Source organism: Agromyces zhanjiangensis (assembly GCF_040496055.1).
Taxonomy (GTDB): domain Bacteria; phylum Actinomycetota; class Actinomycetes; order Actinomycetales; family Microbacteriaceae; genus Agromyces; species Agromyces zhanjiangensis.
The window spans coordinates 332,037-346,938 of record NZ_JBEPKB010000004.1 but is presented as its reverse complement, the minus strand read 5'-3'; the positions used below and the strand labels follow the sequence as shown (position 1 = coordinate 346,938).

General features: G+C 72.5%; 14 protein-coding genes. 11 read left to right on the top strand and 3 right to left on the bottom strand.

The genetic code is table 11. The annotated features are described in order from the left end of the window. Positions 1-4 precede the first annotated feature (4 nt). From rhaI to ABME02_RS10735, 4 genes are all read left to right on the top strand, one after another. Positions 5-1,162: an L-rhamnose isomerase gene (gene rhaI, locus ABME02_RS10750; protein ID WP_436408261.1), complete on the top strand. Its 1,158-nt coding sequence runs from the start codon at positions 5-7 to the stop codon at positions 1,160-1,162. A gap of 96 nt (positions 1,163-1,258) precedes the next feature. Beyond that, positions 1,259-2,110, top strand: a complete 852-nt coding sequence (locus ABME02_RS10745) for an alpha/beta hydrolase (RefSeq protein WP_353815301.1) — start codon at positions 1,259-1,261, stop codon at positions 2,108-2,110. Positions 2,111-2,139: 29 nt separating this feature from the next. Next, positions 2,140-4,176, top strand: coding sequence for a bifunctional aldolase/short-chain dehydrogenase (locus ABME02_RS10740; RefSeq protein WP_353815300.1), 2,037 nt, complete (start codon positions 2,140-2,142; stop codon positions 4,174-4,176). After that, the gene (locus ABME02_RS10735) at positions 4,173-5,615 is read left to right on the top strand and encodes a rhamnulokinase (RefSeq protein WP_353815299.1); all 1,443 of its coding nucleotides are present in this window, start codon (positions 4,173-4,175) and stop codon (positions 5,613-5,615) included. Before ABME02_RS10740 ends, ABME02_RS10735 begins: the two co-directional genes overlap by 4 nt. A gap of 15 nt (positions 5,616-5,630) precedes the next feature. Here the strand turns inward: ABME02_RS10735 and ABME02_RS10730 are convergent, their stop codons facing one another. Both ABME02_RS10730 and ABME02_RS10725 read right to left on the bottom strand, forming a co-directional pair. Next, positions 5,631-6,203, bottom strand: a complete 573-nt coding sequence (locus ABME02_RS10730; protein ID WP_353815298.1) for a hypothetical protein — start codon at positions 6,201-6,203, stop codon at positions 5,631-5,633. A 33-nt stretch (positions 6,204-6,236) separates the two neighbouring features. After that, complete coding sequence (locus tag ABME02_RS10725) at positions 6,237-6,734, bottom strand: pyridoxamine 5'-phosphate oxidase family protein (RefSeq protein ID WP_353815297.1); 498 nt, start codon at positions 6,732-6,734, stop codon at positions 6,237-6,239. A 98-nt stretch (positions 6,735-6,832) separates the two neighbouring features. Here ABME02_RS10725 and ABME02_RS10720 point away from each other — a divergent pair, with 98 nt between their 5' ends. The 4 genes from ABME02_RS10720 (at position 6,833) to ABME02_RS10705 (ending at position 10,680) form a co-directional block, all read left to right on the top strand. Next, a complete protein-coding gene (locus ABME02_RS10720) occupies positions 6,833-7,486 on the top strand; it encodes a TetR/AcrR family transcriptional regulator (protein WP_353815296.1) in 654 nt (217 codons plus the stop codon). Between the two features lie 25 nt (positions 7,487-7,511). After that, entirely contained in the window at positions 7,512-8,465 is a 954-nt protein-coding gene (locus tag ABME02_RS10715) for a 2-hydroxyacid dehydrogenase (protein WP_353815295.1), read from the top strand. An 82-nt stretch (positions 8,466-8,547) separates the two neighbouring features. Next, positions 8,548-9,519: a serine hydrolase domain-containing protein gene (locus ABME02_RS10710; RefSeq protein ID WP_353815294.1), complete on the top strand. Its 972-nt coding sequence runs from the start codon at positions 8,548-8,550 to the stop codon at positions 9,517-9,519. A gap of 75 nt (positions 9,520-9,594) precedes the next feature. Further along, positions 9,595-10,680 (top strand): NYN domain-containing protein, encoded by a 1,086-nt coding sequence (locus ABME02_RS10705; protein WP_353815293.1) that lies wholly within the window; start codon positions 9,595-9,597, stop codon positions 10,678-10,680. A 51-nt stretch (positions 10,681-10,731) separates the two neighbouring features. On the opposite strand, the gene ABME02_RS10700 is transcribed toward ABME02_RS10705, so the two are convergent. Beyond that, the gene (locus tag ABME02_RS10700; protein ID WP_353815291.1) at positions 10,732-11,208 is read right to left on the bottom strand and encodes a DUF1707 SHOCT-like domain-containing protein; all 477 of its coding nucleotides are present in this window, start codon (positions 11,206-11,208) and stop codon (positions 10,732-10,734) included. 151 nt (positions 11,209-11,359) lie between these two features. Here ABME02_RS10700 and ABME02_RS10695 point away from each other — a divergent pair, with 151 nt between their 5' ends. From ABME02_RS10695 to ABME02_RS10685, 3 genes are all read left to right on the top strand, one after another. Beyond that, positions 11,360-12,682 (top strand): NYN domain-containing protein, encoded by a 1,323-nt coding sequence (locus ABME02_RS10695; RefSeq protein ID WP_353815290.1) that lies wholly within the window; start codon positions 11,360-11,362, stop codon positions 12,680-12,682. A 127-nt stretch (positions 12,683-12,809) separates the two neighbouring features. Further along, positions 12,810-13,598, top strand: a complete 789-nt coding sequence (locus ABME02_RS10690) for a FadR/GntR family transcriptional regulator (protein ID WP_353815289.1) — start codon at positions 12,810-12,812, stop codon at positions 13,596-13,598. Positions 13,599-13,612: 14 nt separating this feature from the next. Continuing rightward, entirely contained in the window at positions 13,613-14,899 is a 1,287-nt protein-coding gene (locus ABME02_RS10685) for an alpha-hydroxy acid oxidase (protein ID WP_353815288.1), read from the top strand. The last annotated feature ends 3 nt before the right edge of the window (positions 14,900-14,902 follow it).

Here is a 14,902-nt window from a genome sequence, read left to right as displayed (position 1 = left end):
CACCATTCCGCAGACCGTCCTCGACCAGCTCGAGCTCCAGGCGATCGAACTCCCGAGCTGGGCGTTCGGCAACTCGGGCACCCGATTCAAGGTGTTCGGCACCCCCGGCACGCCCCGCGACCCATACGAGAAGATCGCGGATGCCGCGCAGGTCAACGCGTACACCAAGCTCGCGCCGACCGTCGCGCTCCACATCCCGTGGGACAAGGTCGACGACTACGACGACCTCCGCGCGCACGCCGAGGGACTCGGCGTCTCGCTCGGCACCATCAACTCGAACACCTTCCAGGACGACGACTACAAGTTCGGCGCGCTCACCCACGAGGACGCCGCCGTGCGGCGGAAGGCGATCGACCACCACTTCGAGTGCATCGACATCATGCACGCGACCGGCAGCCGCGACCTCAAGGTCTGGCTCGCCGAGGGCTCGAACTACCCGGGCCAGGCCGACCTGCGCGGCCGGCAGGACCGCCTGCACGAGTCGCTCGCCGAGATCTACGACCGCCTCGGCGACGAGCAGCGCCTCGTGCTCGAGTACAAGTTCTTCGAGCCGGCGTTCTACCACACCGACGTTCCGGACTGGGGCACGAGCTACGCCCAGGTCGCGGCGCTCGGCGAGAAGGCGATGGTCTGCCTCGACACCGGCCACCACGCGCCCGGCACGAACATCGAGTTCATCGTCATGCAGCTGCTGCGCCTCGGCAAGCTCGGCTCGTTCGACTTCAACAGCCGCTTCTACGCCGACGACGACCTCATCGTGGGCGCGGCCGACCCGTTCCAGCTGTTCCGCATCGTCTACGAGGTGGCGCGCGGCGGCGGCCTCAACCACCCCGACGTCGCATTCATGCTCGACCAGTGCCACAACGTCGAGGACAAGATCCCCGGCCAGATCCGCTCGGTGCTGAACGTGCAGGAGATGACCGCCCGAGCGCTGCTCGTCGACACCGACGCACTCCGCGCCGCACAGGTCTCGGGCGACGTGCTCGAGGCGAACCGCATCTTCATGGACGCCTTCTACACCGACGTGCGCCCCGCCCTCGCCGAGTGGCGCGAGTCGCGCGGCCTGGCGGCCGACCCGATGGTCGCCTTCGCCGAGTCCGGCTACCTCGCCAGGATCGCCGAGGAGCGCGTCGGCGGCGTGCAGGCCGGCTGGGGCGCCTAGCCCCCACAAGACGGTCGCGGATGCCGGGTGATGCCCCCGGCCCCGGCATCCGCGAACCACCCCCGACCAGCACGCACGAGAGAGGACGACGCGACCATGGCCACGCCGTACGATTCCGCGGACGGACTCGTCCGCGTCTACCCGGCCGACGACGCGGGCTCCGGCACGACGCCGGCACTCGTCTGGGCGCACGGCGGCGGCTTCGTCGCGGGCGACCTCGACATGCCCGAGGCCGACTGGGTCGCTCGCGCCTTCGCCGCGCGCGGCGTGACGGTCGTCTCGATCGACTACCGGCTCACCGGCGGCGGGTGCCGCTACCCCGACCCGTCCGACGACGTGCTCGCCGCGTGGCGATGGACCTCCGCGCACGCCGGGCACCTCGGGATCGACCCCGCGCGCATCGTCGCCGGCGGTGCGAGCGCCGGCGGCAACCTCACCGCGGGGGCCGTGCTCCGCGCGCTCGACGGAGCCGCGCCCGTCCCGGCCGGCGTGTTCCTCGCCTACCCGACCCTGCTCGCCGTCCAGCCGGCACCGGATGCCGCGTTGCGGGCGATGCTCGACGCGAACCCCGCCGCCGACCGGTTCGGGCCGGCGCGCGTGCGCGCGATGTACGAGGACTACCTCGGCGGGCCCGTCGAGGACGCACCGCTTCCCGCCGTGCCCGGGCTCGCCGCGCCCGACGACCTGGTCGGCCACCCGCCTGTGCTCATGGTCAATGGCGAGGCCGACGAGCTCCGGGTGTCGGGTGAGGCCTACGCGGCCACGCTCGTCGCGGCCGGCGTCCCCGTCCTGGTCGTCACCGAGCCCGGCACCGAGCACGGCCACCTGAACCGGCCGGACGAGCCCGCGGCATCCGCCACCGTCGAGCGCGCCCTCACCTGGATCGCGGCGCTCGGCGCGGCATCCGCCCCCGAGCCGGCCACCGCCGGCACCCACGACCACCCCTGACCACCGCCTCCCACCGAAGGAAACCCCTCATGACGAACCAGGCTGCTGCCGACCTCATCGCGCGGTCGAACCGCCTCGGCGCCGACCCCAAGAACACGAACTACGCCGGCGGCAACACGTCCGCCAAGGGCACCGAGACCGACCCGGTCACGGGCGAGCCCGTCGAGCTGCTCTGGGTGAAGGGCTCGGGCGGCGACCTCGGCACCCTGAAGGAGGCCGGGCTCGCGGTGCTGCGCCTCGACCGGATGCGTGCGCTCGTGGACGTGTACCCGGGCGTCGACCGCGAGGACGAGATGGTCGCCGCGTTCGACTACTGCCTGCACGGCAAGGGGGGCGCCGCCCCGTCGATCGACACCGCCATGCACGGCCTCGTCGACGCCGCGCACGTCGACCACCTCCACCCCGACTCGGGCATCGCGATCGCGACCGCAGCCGACGGCGAGGCGCTCACGGCGAAGATCTTCGGCGACAAGGTCGTGTGGGTGCCCTGGCGCCGCCCCGGCTTCCAGCTCGGCCTCGACATCGCCGAGATCAAGGCGGAGAACCCGCAGGCGGTCGGCTGCATCCTCGGCGGCCACGGCATCACCGCGTGGGGCGACACGTCGGAGGAGTCCGAAGCCAACTCGCTCTGGATCATCGACACCGCCGCCGCCTACATCGCCGAGCACGGCGAGGATGCCCCGTTCGGCGGCGTGCGCGCCGGCTTCGAGGCGCTGCCCGAGGCATCTCGGCGGGAACGCGCCGCCGCGCTCGCGCCGACGATCCGCGGCCTCGCGTCGACCGACAAGCCCATGGTCGGCCACTACACCGACTCCGACGTGGTGCTCGACTTCCTCGCGTCGGAGCGGGCGCCCGAGCTCGCGGCGCTCGGCACGAGCTGCCCCGACCACTTCCTCCGCACCAAGGTCAAGCCGATGATCCTCGACCTGCCCGCCACGGCCGGCGTCGAGGAGCAGCTCGCCCGCCTCCAGGAGCTGCACGAGGCGTACCGCGCCGACTACCAGGCGTACTACGACGCGCACGCGACATCCGAGAGCCCCGCGATCCGCGGCGCGGACCCGCTCATCGTGCTCGTCCCGGGCGTCGGCATGTTCTCGTACGGCGCGAACAAGCAGACCGCGCGCGTGGCCGGCGAATTCTACGTCAACGCGATCAACGTGATGCGCGGCGCCGAGGCGCTCTCGACCTACACCCCGATCTCCGACGCCGAGAAGTTCCGCATCGAGTACTGGGCACTGGAGGAGGCGAAGCTCCAGCGGATGCCGAAGCCGAAGACCCACCAGGGCCGCATCGCGTTCGTCACGGGCGCGGCATCCGGCATCGGCAAGGCGATCGCGACCCGCCTCGCGGCCGAGGGCGCGTGCGTCGTCGTCGCCGACCTCGACCTCGAGAAGGCGCAGGCCGCCGCGGCCGAGCTCGGCGGCACCGACGTCGCGATCGGCGTCGCCGCGAACGTCGCCGACGCCGAGGGCGTGCAGGCCGCGATCGACGCGACCGTGCTCGCGTTCGGCGGCATCGACCTCGTCGTGAACAACGCCGGCCTCTCGCTCTCGAAGCCGCTGCTCGAGACCACCGAGAAGGACTGGGACCTGCAGCACGACGTCATGGCGAAGGGTTCGTTCCTCGTCGCGAAGGCGGCCGCGAAGGCGCTCGTCGAGCAGAAGATGGGCGGCGACGTCATCTACATCTCGTCGAAGAACTCGGTGTTCGCCGGCCCCAACAACATCGCGTACTCGGCGACCAAGGCCGACCAGGCCCACCAGGTGCGCCTCCTCGCGGTCGAGCTCGGCGAGCACGGCGTGCGCGTCAACGGCATCAACCCCGACGGCGTCGTCCGCGGCTCGGGCATCTTCGCCGCCGGCTGGGGCGCGAACCGCGCCGCGACGTACGGGGTCAAGGAGGAGGACCTCGGCCAGTTCTACGCGAACCGCACGATCCTGAAGCGCGAGGTCGTCCCCGAGAACGTCGCCGACGCCGTCTACGTGCTGACCGGCCCCGAGCTCAGCCGCACCACGGGCCTGCACATCCCGGTCGACTCGGGCGTCGCGGCGGCGTTCCTCCGATGACTGCCGGCGCGCACGTGGGCGCGGTCGCCGCGGTCGACCTCGGGGCGACGAGCGGGCGGGTCATCGTCGGCCACGTCGACCAGTCGGCCGGTCGGCTCGACCTCGATCAGGTCGCCAGGTTCCCGAACGGCCCGGTGCGCATGGCCTCGGGACTGCACTGGGACGTCACGGGCCTGTACCGCGACCTCACGCGCGGCCTCGCCGACGCGTTCCGCCGCGAGCCGTCGGTCGCCTCGATCGGGGTGGACTCCTGGGCGGTCGACTACGGCCTGCTCCGTGGCGGCCGACCCCTCGGCGAGCCGTTCCACTACCGGGACGCCAGGAACGAGGCGGCGGTCGAGTCCGTGCATTCGACCGTGCCGTTCGCCGAGCTCTACCGCCGCAACGGCCTCCAGTTCCTGCCGTTCAACACCGTCTACCAGCTGGGCGCCGAGCGGGCGGGCGGATGGCTCGACCTCGCCGACTCGCTCCTGCTGGTGCCCGACCTCATCGGGTTCCAGCTCACGGGGACCCGCGTCGCCGAGCGCACGAACGCCTCCACGACGGGGCTGGTCGAGGTCGCGACCGGCGAGTGGGACGACGAGCTGATCGCGCGACTCGGGCTCCCGGCATCCGTCTTCGCCCCGCTCGTCGATCCGGGCGCCTCGCTCGGCCCGCTGCGGCCGGACGTCGCGGCCGACCTCGCCGCGCCGGAGGGCATCGAGGTCGTGGCCGTCGGCTCGCACGACACCGCGTCGGCCGTCGTCGCGGTGCCGATGCGCGCCGAGTCGGCGGCGTACATCTCGTGCGGCACCTGGGGGCTCGTCGGCGTCGAGCTCGAGCACCCGGTGACGACGGATGCCGCGCGCGAGGCGAACTTCACGAACGAGGGCGGCGTCGACGGACGCGTCCGGTTCCTGCACAACGTGATGGGTCTCTGGCTGCTGTCGGAGTCGGTGCGCTGGTGGGAGCGGGACGGCGAGGCGATCGACCTGCCCGGGCTGCTCGCGGCCGCGGCATCCGTCACCGGCGAGGTCGCGGTCTTCGACGCGAACGACCCGCGATTCATGGCGCCCGGGGACCTGCCCGGGCGCATCGCCGAATGGTGCGCCGAGCACGACGTGCCGGCGCCGCGGACTCGGGCCGAGTTCGCCCGGTCGATCGTCGAGAGCCTCGCGGAGGCGTTCGCGGGCGCCGTGCGGACCGCGTCGGTGCTGTCGGGCGTCGACGTCGAGACGATCCACGTCGTCGGCGGCGGCGCGCTCAACGAGCTCCTGTGCCGTCGCACGGCCGACCGCGCCGGCATCCCGGTGCTCGCCGGGCCGGTCGAGGCGACCGCGATCGGCAACGTGCTGGTCCAGGCGCGCGCGCAGGGCTTCGCGGCGGGCGACCTCGAGTCGCTGCGGGCGCTCGTCGCGCAGGCGTTCGCGCCGCGCCGCTACGAGCCCTCGGGGCGCTGAGCCCGTCGGAACGCGTCAGTGCCCGTGCGCGAGCTGCTGGAGGCCCACGACCGCGAGGCCGAGGAGCACGAGCAGCCCGAGCGCCACGAGCTGCTCCCACCAGGCGAGTCGGCTGCGTCGCACCGCGACGTAGCCGACCAGCGCGAGGGTGGCGATGTAGACGATCGACGCCGCCAGGAGCGCCCCCTGCAGCTCGATGACCCCGACCACCGCGAGCACGAGGATGACGAGCGGGATGCTCGCCGATCCGAGGGCGGACCCGGCGACGCGGACCATCCGCCCGAGCTCCGCGCGGCGGGGGAAGTCGCCGTGCACGACGAGGTGGGAGATCACGTCGGCGACGAACCCGGCCGCGGTGATCGCGACGATTCCGACGAGCAGGGTGAGGGTGGCGCGTCCGGCGGTGATGTGGTCCGCGTTCTCGTGCTGCACGAGCACGATCGCGAGACCCGTGAAGGTCGCGTAGACGCGCTCCTTCAGCGCCTCGCCCATCTCCTCGATCGGCATGTCGTCGCGCCCGCGGCGCAGATGCGGCCGGCCCCGCCGGCTCGCCGGGTCGGTGCCGCTCGGAGCGTCCGCATCCTCCATGCGGGCCATCGTAGCGACCGGGCGCCCGCGACCTCAGGCCGGGACGGGCGCTTGGGCGGCGGCGCGCCCGCGCGCGAGTTCGGTGTCGCGCATGCCGAGGACGGACACGCCGACGCCGTACGTCACGAAGTCGCCCCGCGGCCGCAGGCCGATGCCCACGAGAGCACCGCGCTCGCCTCCGTCGGTGACCTCGAGCCCGTGCAGCAGCGCCCGGCTCACGTCGGGCGGCAGGTCGGCCGCGGGCACGGTCTCGGCCGTCGCGGCGAAGGTGATCGTCGCCGGCGGCACCGTGGTCCACGGCATGAACGGCACCCGCTTCGCGATCGGCACGGTCACCGACACCGACGGGTTCGCGGCGATGTGGCGCGCCTTCCACTCGCGGTCGTTCGTCGTGAACCACAGCGTGCCGTCGTGCACGTGGTGCATGACCCCCGCGGTGCGGGCCTCGCCGCGCACCGACACCATGCCGACGACCATGAATTCCTCCTTCGCGATGGCCGTCCAGACCTCGTCGCTCGTGATGTCGACCATGTGGCACCTCCGCTTTACATTGTCAAGGCTTTACGATGTAAAGCAGGGCACGAGGGTCGACTTGACAATGTCAAGCGCCTTGGCCGGATCGGAGGCGCATGAGCGAGACCACGACGACGGATGCCACGCCCCCGCGTGCGCCCTCACCCGCAGGTCCCGCCGGCTCCCCCGGTCGCGCCGCGCTGCTCCGCGCGCTGGAGCAACTCGCCCGCGAGCAGGGCGTGAGCAACGTGGGCCTCCGCGAGGTCGCACGCCGAGCCGGCCTGTCGCACGCCGCGCCGACCCACTTCTTCGGCAGTCGCGAGGGCATGATCCGCGCGCTCGCCATCGAGGGCCTCGCGCTGCTCGACGACGAGCTCTGCACTGCGCAGGAGGTCGCCGCCCACCTGCCGGGACGCGAACGACTCGTCGCCGACGCGCTCGAGTTCGTCGCATTCGCGCGGCGGCATCCGGCCCACTACGACGCGATCTTCCGCACGCCCGCGATCGCCCAGGGCGACGACACGCTCGACCGCGCACGCCTCGCCGCGCTCGACGGGCTCCGGGCCCTCGTCGCCGACGTGCACGCCGCGGGCGACATCCATGGCGACGTCGAGACGACGTTCCTGCAACTCTGCGCCCTGAGCCACGGCGTGGCCTCCCTCGCCGTCGACGGGCTGCTGCACGGCATCGACGAGGTCGCCCGAGACGGGCCGTCGCAGGACGACCTCGTCGAGCGCATCGTCCGCGCCCAGGTCGAGCAACTCCCGTGACCGCCGACGCTGGAAGGATCGACGCATGACCGACCACCCGAACCTCCTCGTCACCGTGCCCGGGGCGACGCTGCGCCGGGCACTCGAGCAGACGGCCGTCGGCGTGCCCGCCGGCGTCGAGGTCGTCGAGTGGGACCTCGCGGGGCCGCCTCCGGCGGCGGCGTCCGGCCGTCGCATCGGGATCGTCGTGCCGCCGTACATGGGCGCATCGGCGCGACTCGGCGTGCTCGACGGGCTCGACGTCGCGCTCGTGCAGTCGCAGTCGATCGGCTACGACGACGTGCCCGACGCGCTCCCTGCCGGGCACGTGTTCGCGAACGCCGCGTCCGTCCACGAGACCTCGACCGCCGAGCTCGCGGTCGGCCTCGCGATCGCCGCCCAGCGCGGCATCCCCGACTTCGTACGTGCCGCCGACGAGGGGCGCTGGGCGCCCGCACGGCACGCGAGCCTCGCCGACCGGCGCGTCCTGCTCGTCGGCTACGGCGGCGTGGGCCGCGCGATCGAGGATCGACTGGCGGGCTTCGAGGTCGAGCTCACGCGCGTCGCCAGCCGTGCCCGCGACGACGGGCGCGGGCGCATCCACGGGGTCGACGAGCTTCCCGCACTGCTGGCCGGCGCCGAGGTCGTGATCGTCGTCGTGCCGCTCTCCGACGAGACGACCGGGCTCGTCGATGCCGCGTTCCTCGCGGCGCTCCCGGACGGCGCGCTCGTCGTGAACGTCGCGCGCGGCGCGGTCGCCGACACCGACGCGATCCTGGCGGAGGCGACCTCCGGCCGCCTGCGTTTCGCCCTCGACGTCACCGACCCCGAGCCGCTGCCCGAGGGCCACCCGCTCTTCGTCCTCCCGAACGTGCTGATCTCCCCGCACGTCGGCGGCGCGACGACCGCGATGATGCCCAGAATGGCGCGGCTCCTCCGCGACCAGATCGAGCGGATGCTGCGCGGCGACGAACCGCGCAACGTCGTGCTCCGCACCTGACCGACCCGCCCGCCCGCCAGCACGCCCCTCGTCGCTCCTGAATTCGGCGCGGGCTGAGCATCCACCACGAGAGGACGACCCCATGCCGCAGTTCGACCACGCCTTCGACTGGGTCCGCCGCAACGTCGCCGACGGGCCGCTGCCCAACGCGGTGCTCGGCGTCGCGAACGCGGACGGCGTCGTCGCCCTCGACGCGTTCGGCGCGGCATCCGTCGACGACCACTACCCGCTGTTCTCGATCACGAAGCCGATCGTCGGGCTCGCGGCGCTGCGGCTGGTCGAGCAGGGCCGCCTCACGCCCGACACCCCGCTCGAGCGCGCGCTGCCCGGCTTCGGGGCCGGCCGCGACGATGTCGTGCGGCTCCGACACCTGGCGAGCCACACCTCGGGCATCGTCGAGCCGCCCCTCGACACCCCGGCGGGGCTCCGCCCGTCGCTCCTCGCGCCCGGCCGCGACTTCGCCGCAGGCACAGTCTCGCGCTACTCCACGATCGCGTTCGAGGGCATCGCGGCGCTCATCGAGCACGCCTCGGGAGCGCCATGGGAGCGAGCAGTCGCCGACGTCGCCGGGCGAGCGGATGCCTCCGGCCTCACCTTCGACGCCGACGCGTCGCCGCACGCGCCCGTCGACGCCGGCGCGCAGGGACTCGACTACGCGCGGTTCGCCGCGCTGCGGCATCCGGGCGCGGGACTGCTCGGCCGCGCGTCCGACCTGCTCGCGCTCGGCGGCGCACTGCTGCGCGACGACGGCGCGGTCGTCGCTCCCGTGACCGCGGCGGCGATGCTCCGGCCCCTCACCGGAGGCCTGCCGAAGCTCGAGCCGTACCCCGCGTCGCGTGGCCAGGACTGGGGCTTCACGTGGAACCTGCGGCACTCCGCGCCCGGGCTGCTCACGACCGACACGTTCGGGCACGGCGGTTGGGCGGGCACGGAGTTCTGGGTGACGCCGTCGCTCGACGTGTGCTTCGTGCTCATGACGAACCTCGGCGGCGGGTTCGGCCGGTTCGGCGTCGACGCCGACGAGCTGCACAACGCGGTCGCCGCGGCGGCCTGAGCCGCGCCGACGGATCCCTGTCGGCTGCCGGGCGACCGGGCATACGATCGAGGGACACCCCGACGGAAGGTCCGCATGCCCGCTTCGGCAGAACCCCGCGTCGCGCTGTACTTCGACTTCGACAACATCGTCATCTCGCGGTACGACCAATTGCACGGCGACAGCCAGTACCGCAAGGACACCTCGCGCTCCAAGGCGGTCTCGCCCGGCACGAAGGCCGCCGAGCGCCTGAAGGAGGCGACCGTCGACGTCGACGCGGTCCTCGACTTCGCCGCCACGTTCGGCACCATCGCGATCGCACGCGCCTACGCCGATTGGTCGACGCCGGTGAACGCGAGCTATCGCGGCCAGCTCATCGACCGAGCGGTCGACCTCGTGCAGCTCTTCCCGCTCTCGGCGACGAAGAACGGCGCCGACATCCGGCTCGCGGTCGACGCGGTCGAGGACATGTTCCGCATCGACGACCTCTCGCACATCGTGATCGTCGCGGGCGACTCCGACTACGTGGCGCTCGCCCAGAAGGCCAAGCGCCTCGGCCGCTACGTCGTCGGCATCGGCGTCGCCGGCGGCACGAGCCGCGCGCTCACGGCGGCATGCGACGAGTACGCCGACTACGACGCGCTGCTGGCGACGGATGCCGCGGTGGCCGACGACGAGGCGGGCGCGGCGCAGGCGCAGGGCGCATCGCCGCGCGGCGGCAGGTCCGCGACCGGGTCCGCGAAGAAGTCGGAGCCGTCGGAGGCGCCGAAGGAGGAGGACGCGGCGCCGCGCCGACGGCGAGCATCGTCGAAGAAGGCGACGGATGCCGCATCCGCCGACGCCTCGAACGACGCCGCCGCCGATGAGAAGGCGACAGCGCCGACGACGGCCGTGCAGTTCATGGCCCCGGGCGAGGCGAACGACGAGGCGCCCGCGGGCACCACGCGCAACCCGGGTCGACTGCTGCTGAAGGCACTCGAACTGCTGCGCGCGAAGTCCGACGAGGAATGGCAGCCGAGCGGCGCCGTGAAGAACCAGATGCTCCGGATGGATCCGTCGTTCCAGGAGCGGCGCCTCGGGTTCGCGTCGTTCACCGACTTCCTGAAGTCGCGCGGCGGCGTGGTCGAGCTCGACGAGACGTCGGGCCAGAACCGCGTGCGCATCCGGCCGAAGAAGGGCTGACCGGAACCGCGCGCTCGCGCCAGTCCCTGGGTTCCGGTCAGCACGCCCCGATCAGCGGTCGCGTTCCTTCGCGGACCCGCCGCCGTAGACGATGATGCCCGTGATCGGGATGAGGAAGAAGAACAGCCACGACCAGGTGAACCCGCCGGGCACCCAGAAGCCGAAGCCGAAGAACAGCAGGAGCGCGATGAACGGCGAGAGCGCCATGATCGTGTCGCCGACCCGACCGCCGAGGGCTCGGGAGCGTCGTCCCATCGGCGCCGTCGGCTCGGGGACGGGCGCCCAGGTCAGGGGTGGCTCCGACACGGTCGGGGCGGCGGGTCCGGGGGCGTCCGCCGGCAGGTCGGCGAACAGCGGCGCGAGGTCGCCGCGCGTCACGGCCGCCCGCGCCGACGCGGTCCGCTCGGCCAGTTCGGCGGTCGTCATCCGCCCTTCGGCCTGTGCCGTCATGAGGTGGCCGACGGCCTCCTCTCGCTCGGCATCGCTCAGCCGTTCCTGAGGCCGTTCCGGATTCGCGTATGCGCTCATGCAGCCAGCGTTGCGCGGACGGCCCGGTGCGGCAAGGACCATCGGCCCGTGGATCGGACGCCCGAGGGTGATCCACCGACGTGCCGTCGAGAGCTTCCACTGCAACCGCCGCCTCTGGCGAACACGGCGTCGCGCTCGGCATCATCGACTCATGACGGGAACCGGGATCCGACGCGCCGCGCTGTTCGTCGACTTCGACAACATCTACCTCGGCCTGCGTCGCATCGACGTGGATGCGGCCGAGCGCTTCGCCACCGACCCCGCTGCCTGGGTCGACGCGATCACCGAGGGGGACGGGCGTGCTCGACGCTTCCTCGTCCGCAACTGCTACCTGAACCCGACCGGCTTCTCCCGGTATCGGGCGTCCTGGTCCCGGGCGGGATTCGGCGTCATCGACTGCCCGTCACTCACGCAGCAGGGCAAGAGCAGCGCCGACATCAATCTCGTGCTCGATGTGGTCGACGTGTTGCAGGGGTCCACGCACGTCGACGAGTTCTTCATCGCGTCGGCCGATGCCGACTTCACCTCGCTCGTGCGAAGGCTCCGCGCCGCGGATCGGTGGACGAGCGTCGTCGTGGCCGGTCCCGTCGCGAGTGCCTACCGAGCCGTCGCAGACCAGGTCGTGCAGGCGGACGACCTGCTCGAACTCATCGCCTCCCGTACGGCCAAGTCGGTGATGACCTCAAGGCCGGACTCGGTCGTGGACTCCGTCGGGCGACGCACGGTGCTCGAGTTCCTGAGGACCGCGGACGGCCCGGTGGATCTCGCGACCCTGGCCCACCGCGCGCGAATCTCCGATCCGACGCTCACGCGCGATTGGGGGGAGTACGGCTCGTTCCGCGCCTGGCTCGCCGCATCCGATGCCGACATCGGAATCGACTCCTCAGCGCCGGGCTGGGCCTGGGACGCGGCACGGTTCAGCCGAGCAGACCTCGGGGTCGTCGGCACCGCCGCTACCGAGCCCTCGACGGACGTCGCGGTTCACTCGTCGGCGACGGCCGCACCGGACTCTCCCGCACCCGGGTCGTCGGAGCTGCGGGCCGGCGGCGCGCCCGCCCGACTCGTCGCACACGTGGACTCCTTCACGGCATTGCAGCGCGAGGTGACCCAGGTCACCGACGTGCCGCGGCTGACCAGGTCGGCGTATCGCCGGGTACTCACGACGCTGCACCGCGATCTCGCGGTGCACCCGCTCGACATCAACGTGACATCCAAGCGCGTGCGGGACGAATGCGGTGTCGCCGGGGAGCCGGTGGGTCGGACTGCGATCAGCTTCGTCATACGGGGTCTGCAGTACTCGGACCTCGATCTGCGCAGCGCACTCTCGCTGTCCGATGTCGCAGCGGCGTGGACGCGGAATGTGGAGTCGCTCTGCGGCGGTGCCCGCATCGAGTTCGATGCAGCCGGCCTCCAGGAGCTTCGGTCATGGGTCAGCGGCGGGCTGCTCGACGACGAGTCGCCGACGAGCGAATGAGTCGGCTCCGCCCGCTGTCCGATCGATGACAGGCGGAAATGTGGTCTGACCACATCTGGTACGCTGTGGTCTGACCACACACGGACACGGCCGGAGCGCCGGAACCGGAACGCGCGAGGGAGACGGCATGGGCGACGAGGCATCCGCCCGCTCGATCGAGCCGCGCGCGTGGCAGGCCGTGCTCGAGCACGTCGAGCGGAAGCTCCTCCACGGCGAGCTCGCCCCCGGCGACCGCCTCCCGGGCGAGCGCCAACTCGCCGCCGACCTCGGGGTCGGCCGATCGAGCGTGCGCGAGGCGCTGCGCGTGCTCGAGGTGCTCGGGCTCATCCGCACGCACACCGGATCGGGGCCGACCGCGGGCGCGATCATCATCGCCACGCCCGGTGGCGGCATGAGCGCGCTCATGCGACTGCAGGTCGCCGCGAGCGGCTTCCCGGTCGGCGACATCGTCGCCACCCGCCTGCTCCTCGAGACCCACGTCGCGGGCGACCTCGCCGCGGCATCCGCCCCCGACCTCACGGCCGCCGAGCGACTGCTCGACGCCATGGACGACCCCGACCTCGACCCGGCCGAGTTCCTCGCGCTCGACGCCGCCTTCCACCTCGCCCTCGCCGAGGCATCCGGCAACCAGGTCGTGACCGCGACGATGGCGGGCCTGCGCAGCGGCATCGAGGGCTACGCGCTCGCGGGCCACGGGCGCATCGCCGACTGGGCGACGACGTCCGCACGGCTGCGCCTGGAGCACCGCGGCGTGCTCGAGGCGATCAGGGCAGCGGATGCCCCGGCCGCGCGCACGCGCATCCACGACCACATCTCGGGGTACTACGCCGAGATCTCCCCCGCGCCGCACGCCGACGCCCCCGCCGACGACCGAACCCCCGACGCCGGCGCACCCGACGCGCCCGCCCACCCGTAGGAAGAGAGCACAGCATGGTCCAGCGCCAGTTGCCGAACCCCCGCGAGCTCGCCGAGCTCATGAAGTTCAAGACGCCGACCCTGAACCCGACCGACCGGCGCCTCGAGAAGGCGCTCACGATCGCCGACCTGCGCGCGATCGCCAAGCGCCGCACGCCGAAGGCGCCGTTCGACTACACCGAGGGCTCGGCCGAGGCCGAGATCTCCCTCGCCCGCGCGCGCCAGGCGTTCCTCGACATCGAGTTCCACCCCTCGATCCTGCGGAACGTGCCCGACGTCGACACGAGCCGCGAGGTGCTCGGCGGCCCGAGCGCCCTGCCGTTCGGCATCGCGCCGACCGGCTTCACGCGCATGATGCAGACCGAGGGCGAGGAGGCCGGCGCCGGGGCCGCGGGAGCCGCGGGCATCCCGTTCACCCTGTCGACGCTCGGCACGACCTCGATCGAGGGCGTGAAGGCCGCGAACCCGAACGGCCGCAACTGGTTCCAGCTCTACGTCATGAAGCAGCGCGAGATCTCGTACGGCCTCGCCGAGCGCGCGGCGGCGGCCGGCTTCGACACCCTGTTCTTCACGGTCGACACGCCCGTCGCGGGCGCGCGACTGCGCGACAAGCGGAACGGCTTCTCGATCCCGCCGCAGCTGACGCTCGGCACCGTGGTCAACGCGATCCCGCGGCCCGCGTGGTGGATCAACTTCCTCACCACACCGAAGCTCGAGTTCGCCTCGCTCTCGTCGACGGGCGGTACGGTCGGCGAGCTCCTCGACTCCGCCATGGACCCGACCATCTCGTTCGACGACCTCGACGTGATCCGGCAGATCTGGCCGGGGAAGATCGTCGTGAAGGGCGTGCAGACCGTGGAGGACGCGAAGCTCCTCGCCGACCGCGGCGTCGACGGCGTCGTGCTCTCGAACCACGGCGGCCGCCAGCTCGACCGTGCGCCCGTGCCGTTCCTGCTGCTTCCCGACGTCGTCCGCGAGGTCGGCGGCGACATGGAGGTCCACGTCGACACCGGCATCATGTCGGGCGCCGACATCGTCGCGTCCATCGCGCTCGGCGCCCGCTTCACGCTGGTCGGCCGCGCCTACCTCTACGGCCTCATGGCCGGCGGGCGTCGCGGCGTCGACAAGACCATCGAGATCCTCCGCAGCGAGATCGTCCGCACCATGAAGTTGCTCGAGGTCGCGACGCTCGACGAGCTGACGCCGAAGCACGTCACGCAGCTCACCCGGCTCGTGCCGGTCGCGCGCCCGGTCGCGGCGGCCGCCGAGCAGGTGGCGGATCGGGTGCCGACTAGGGTCTGAACC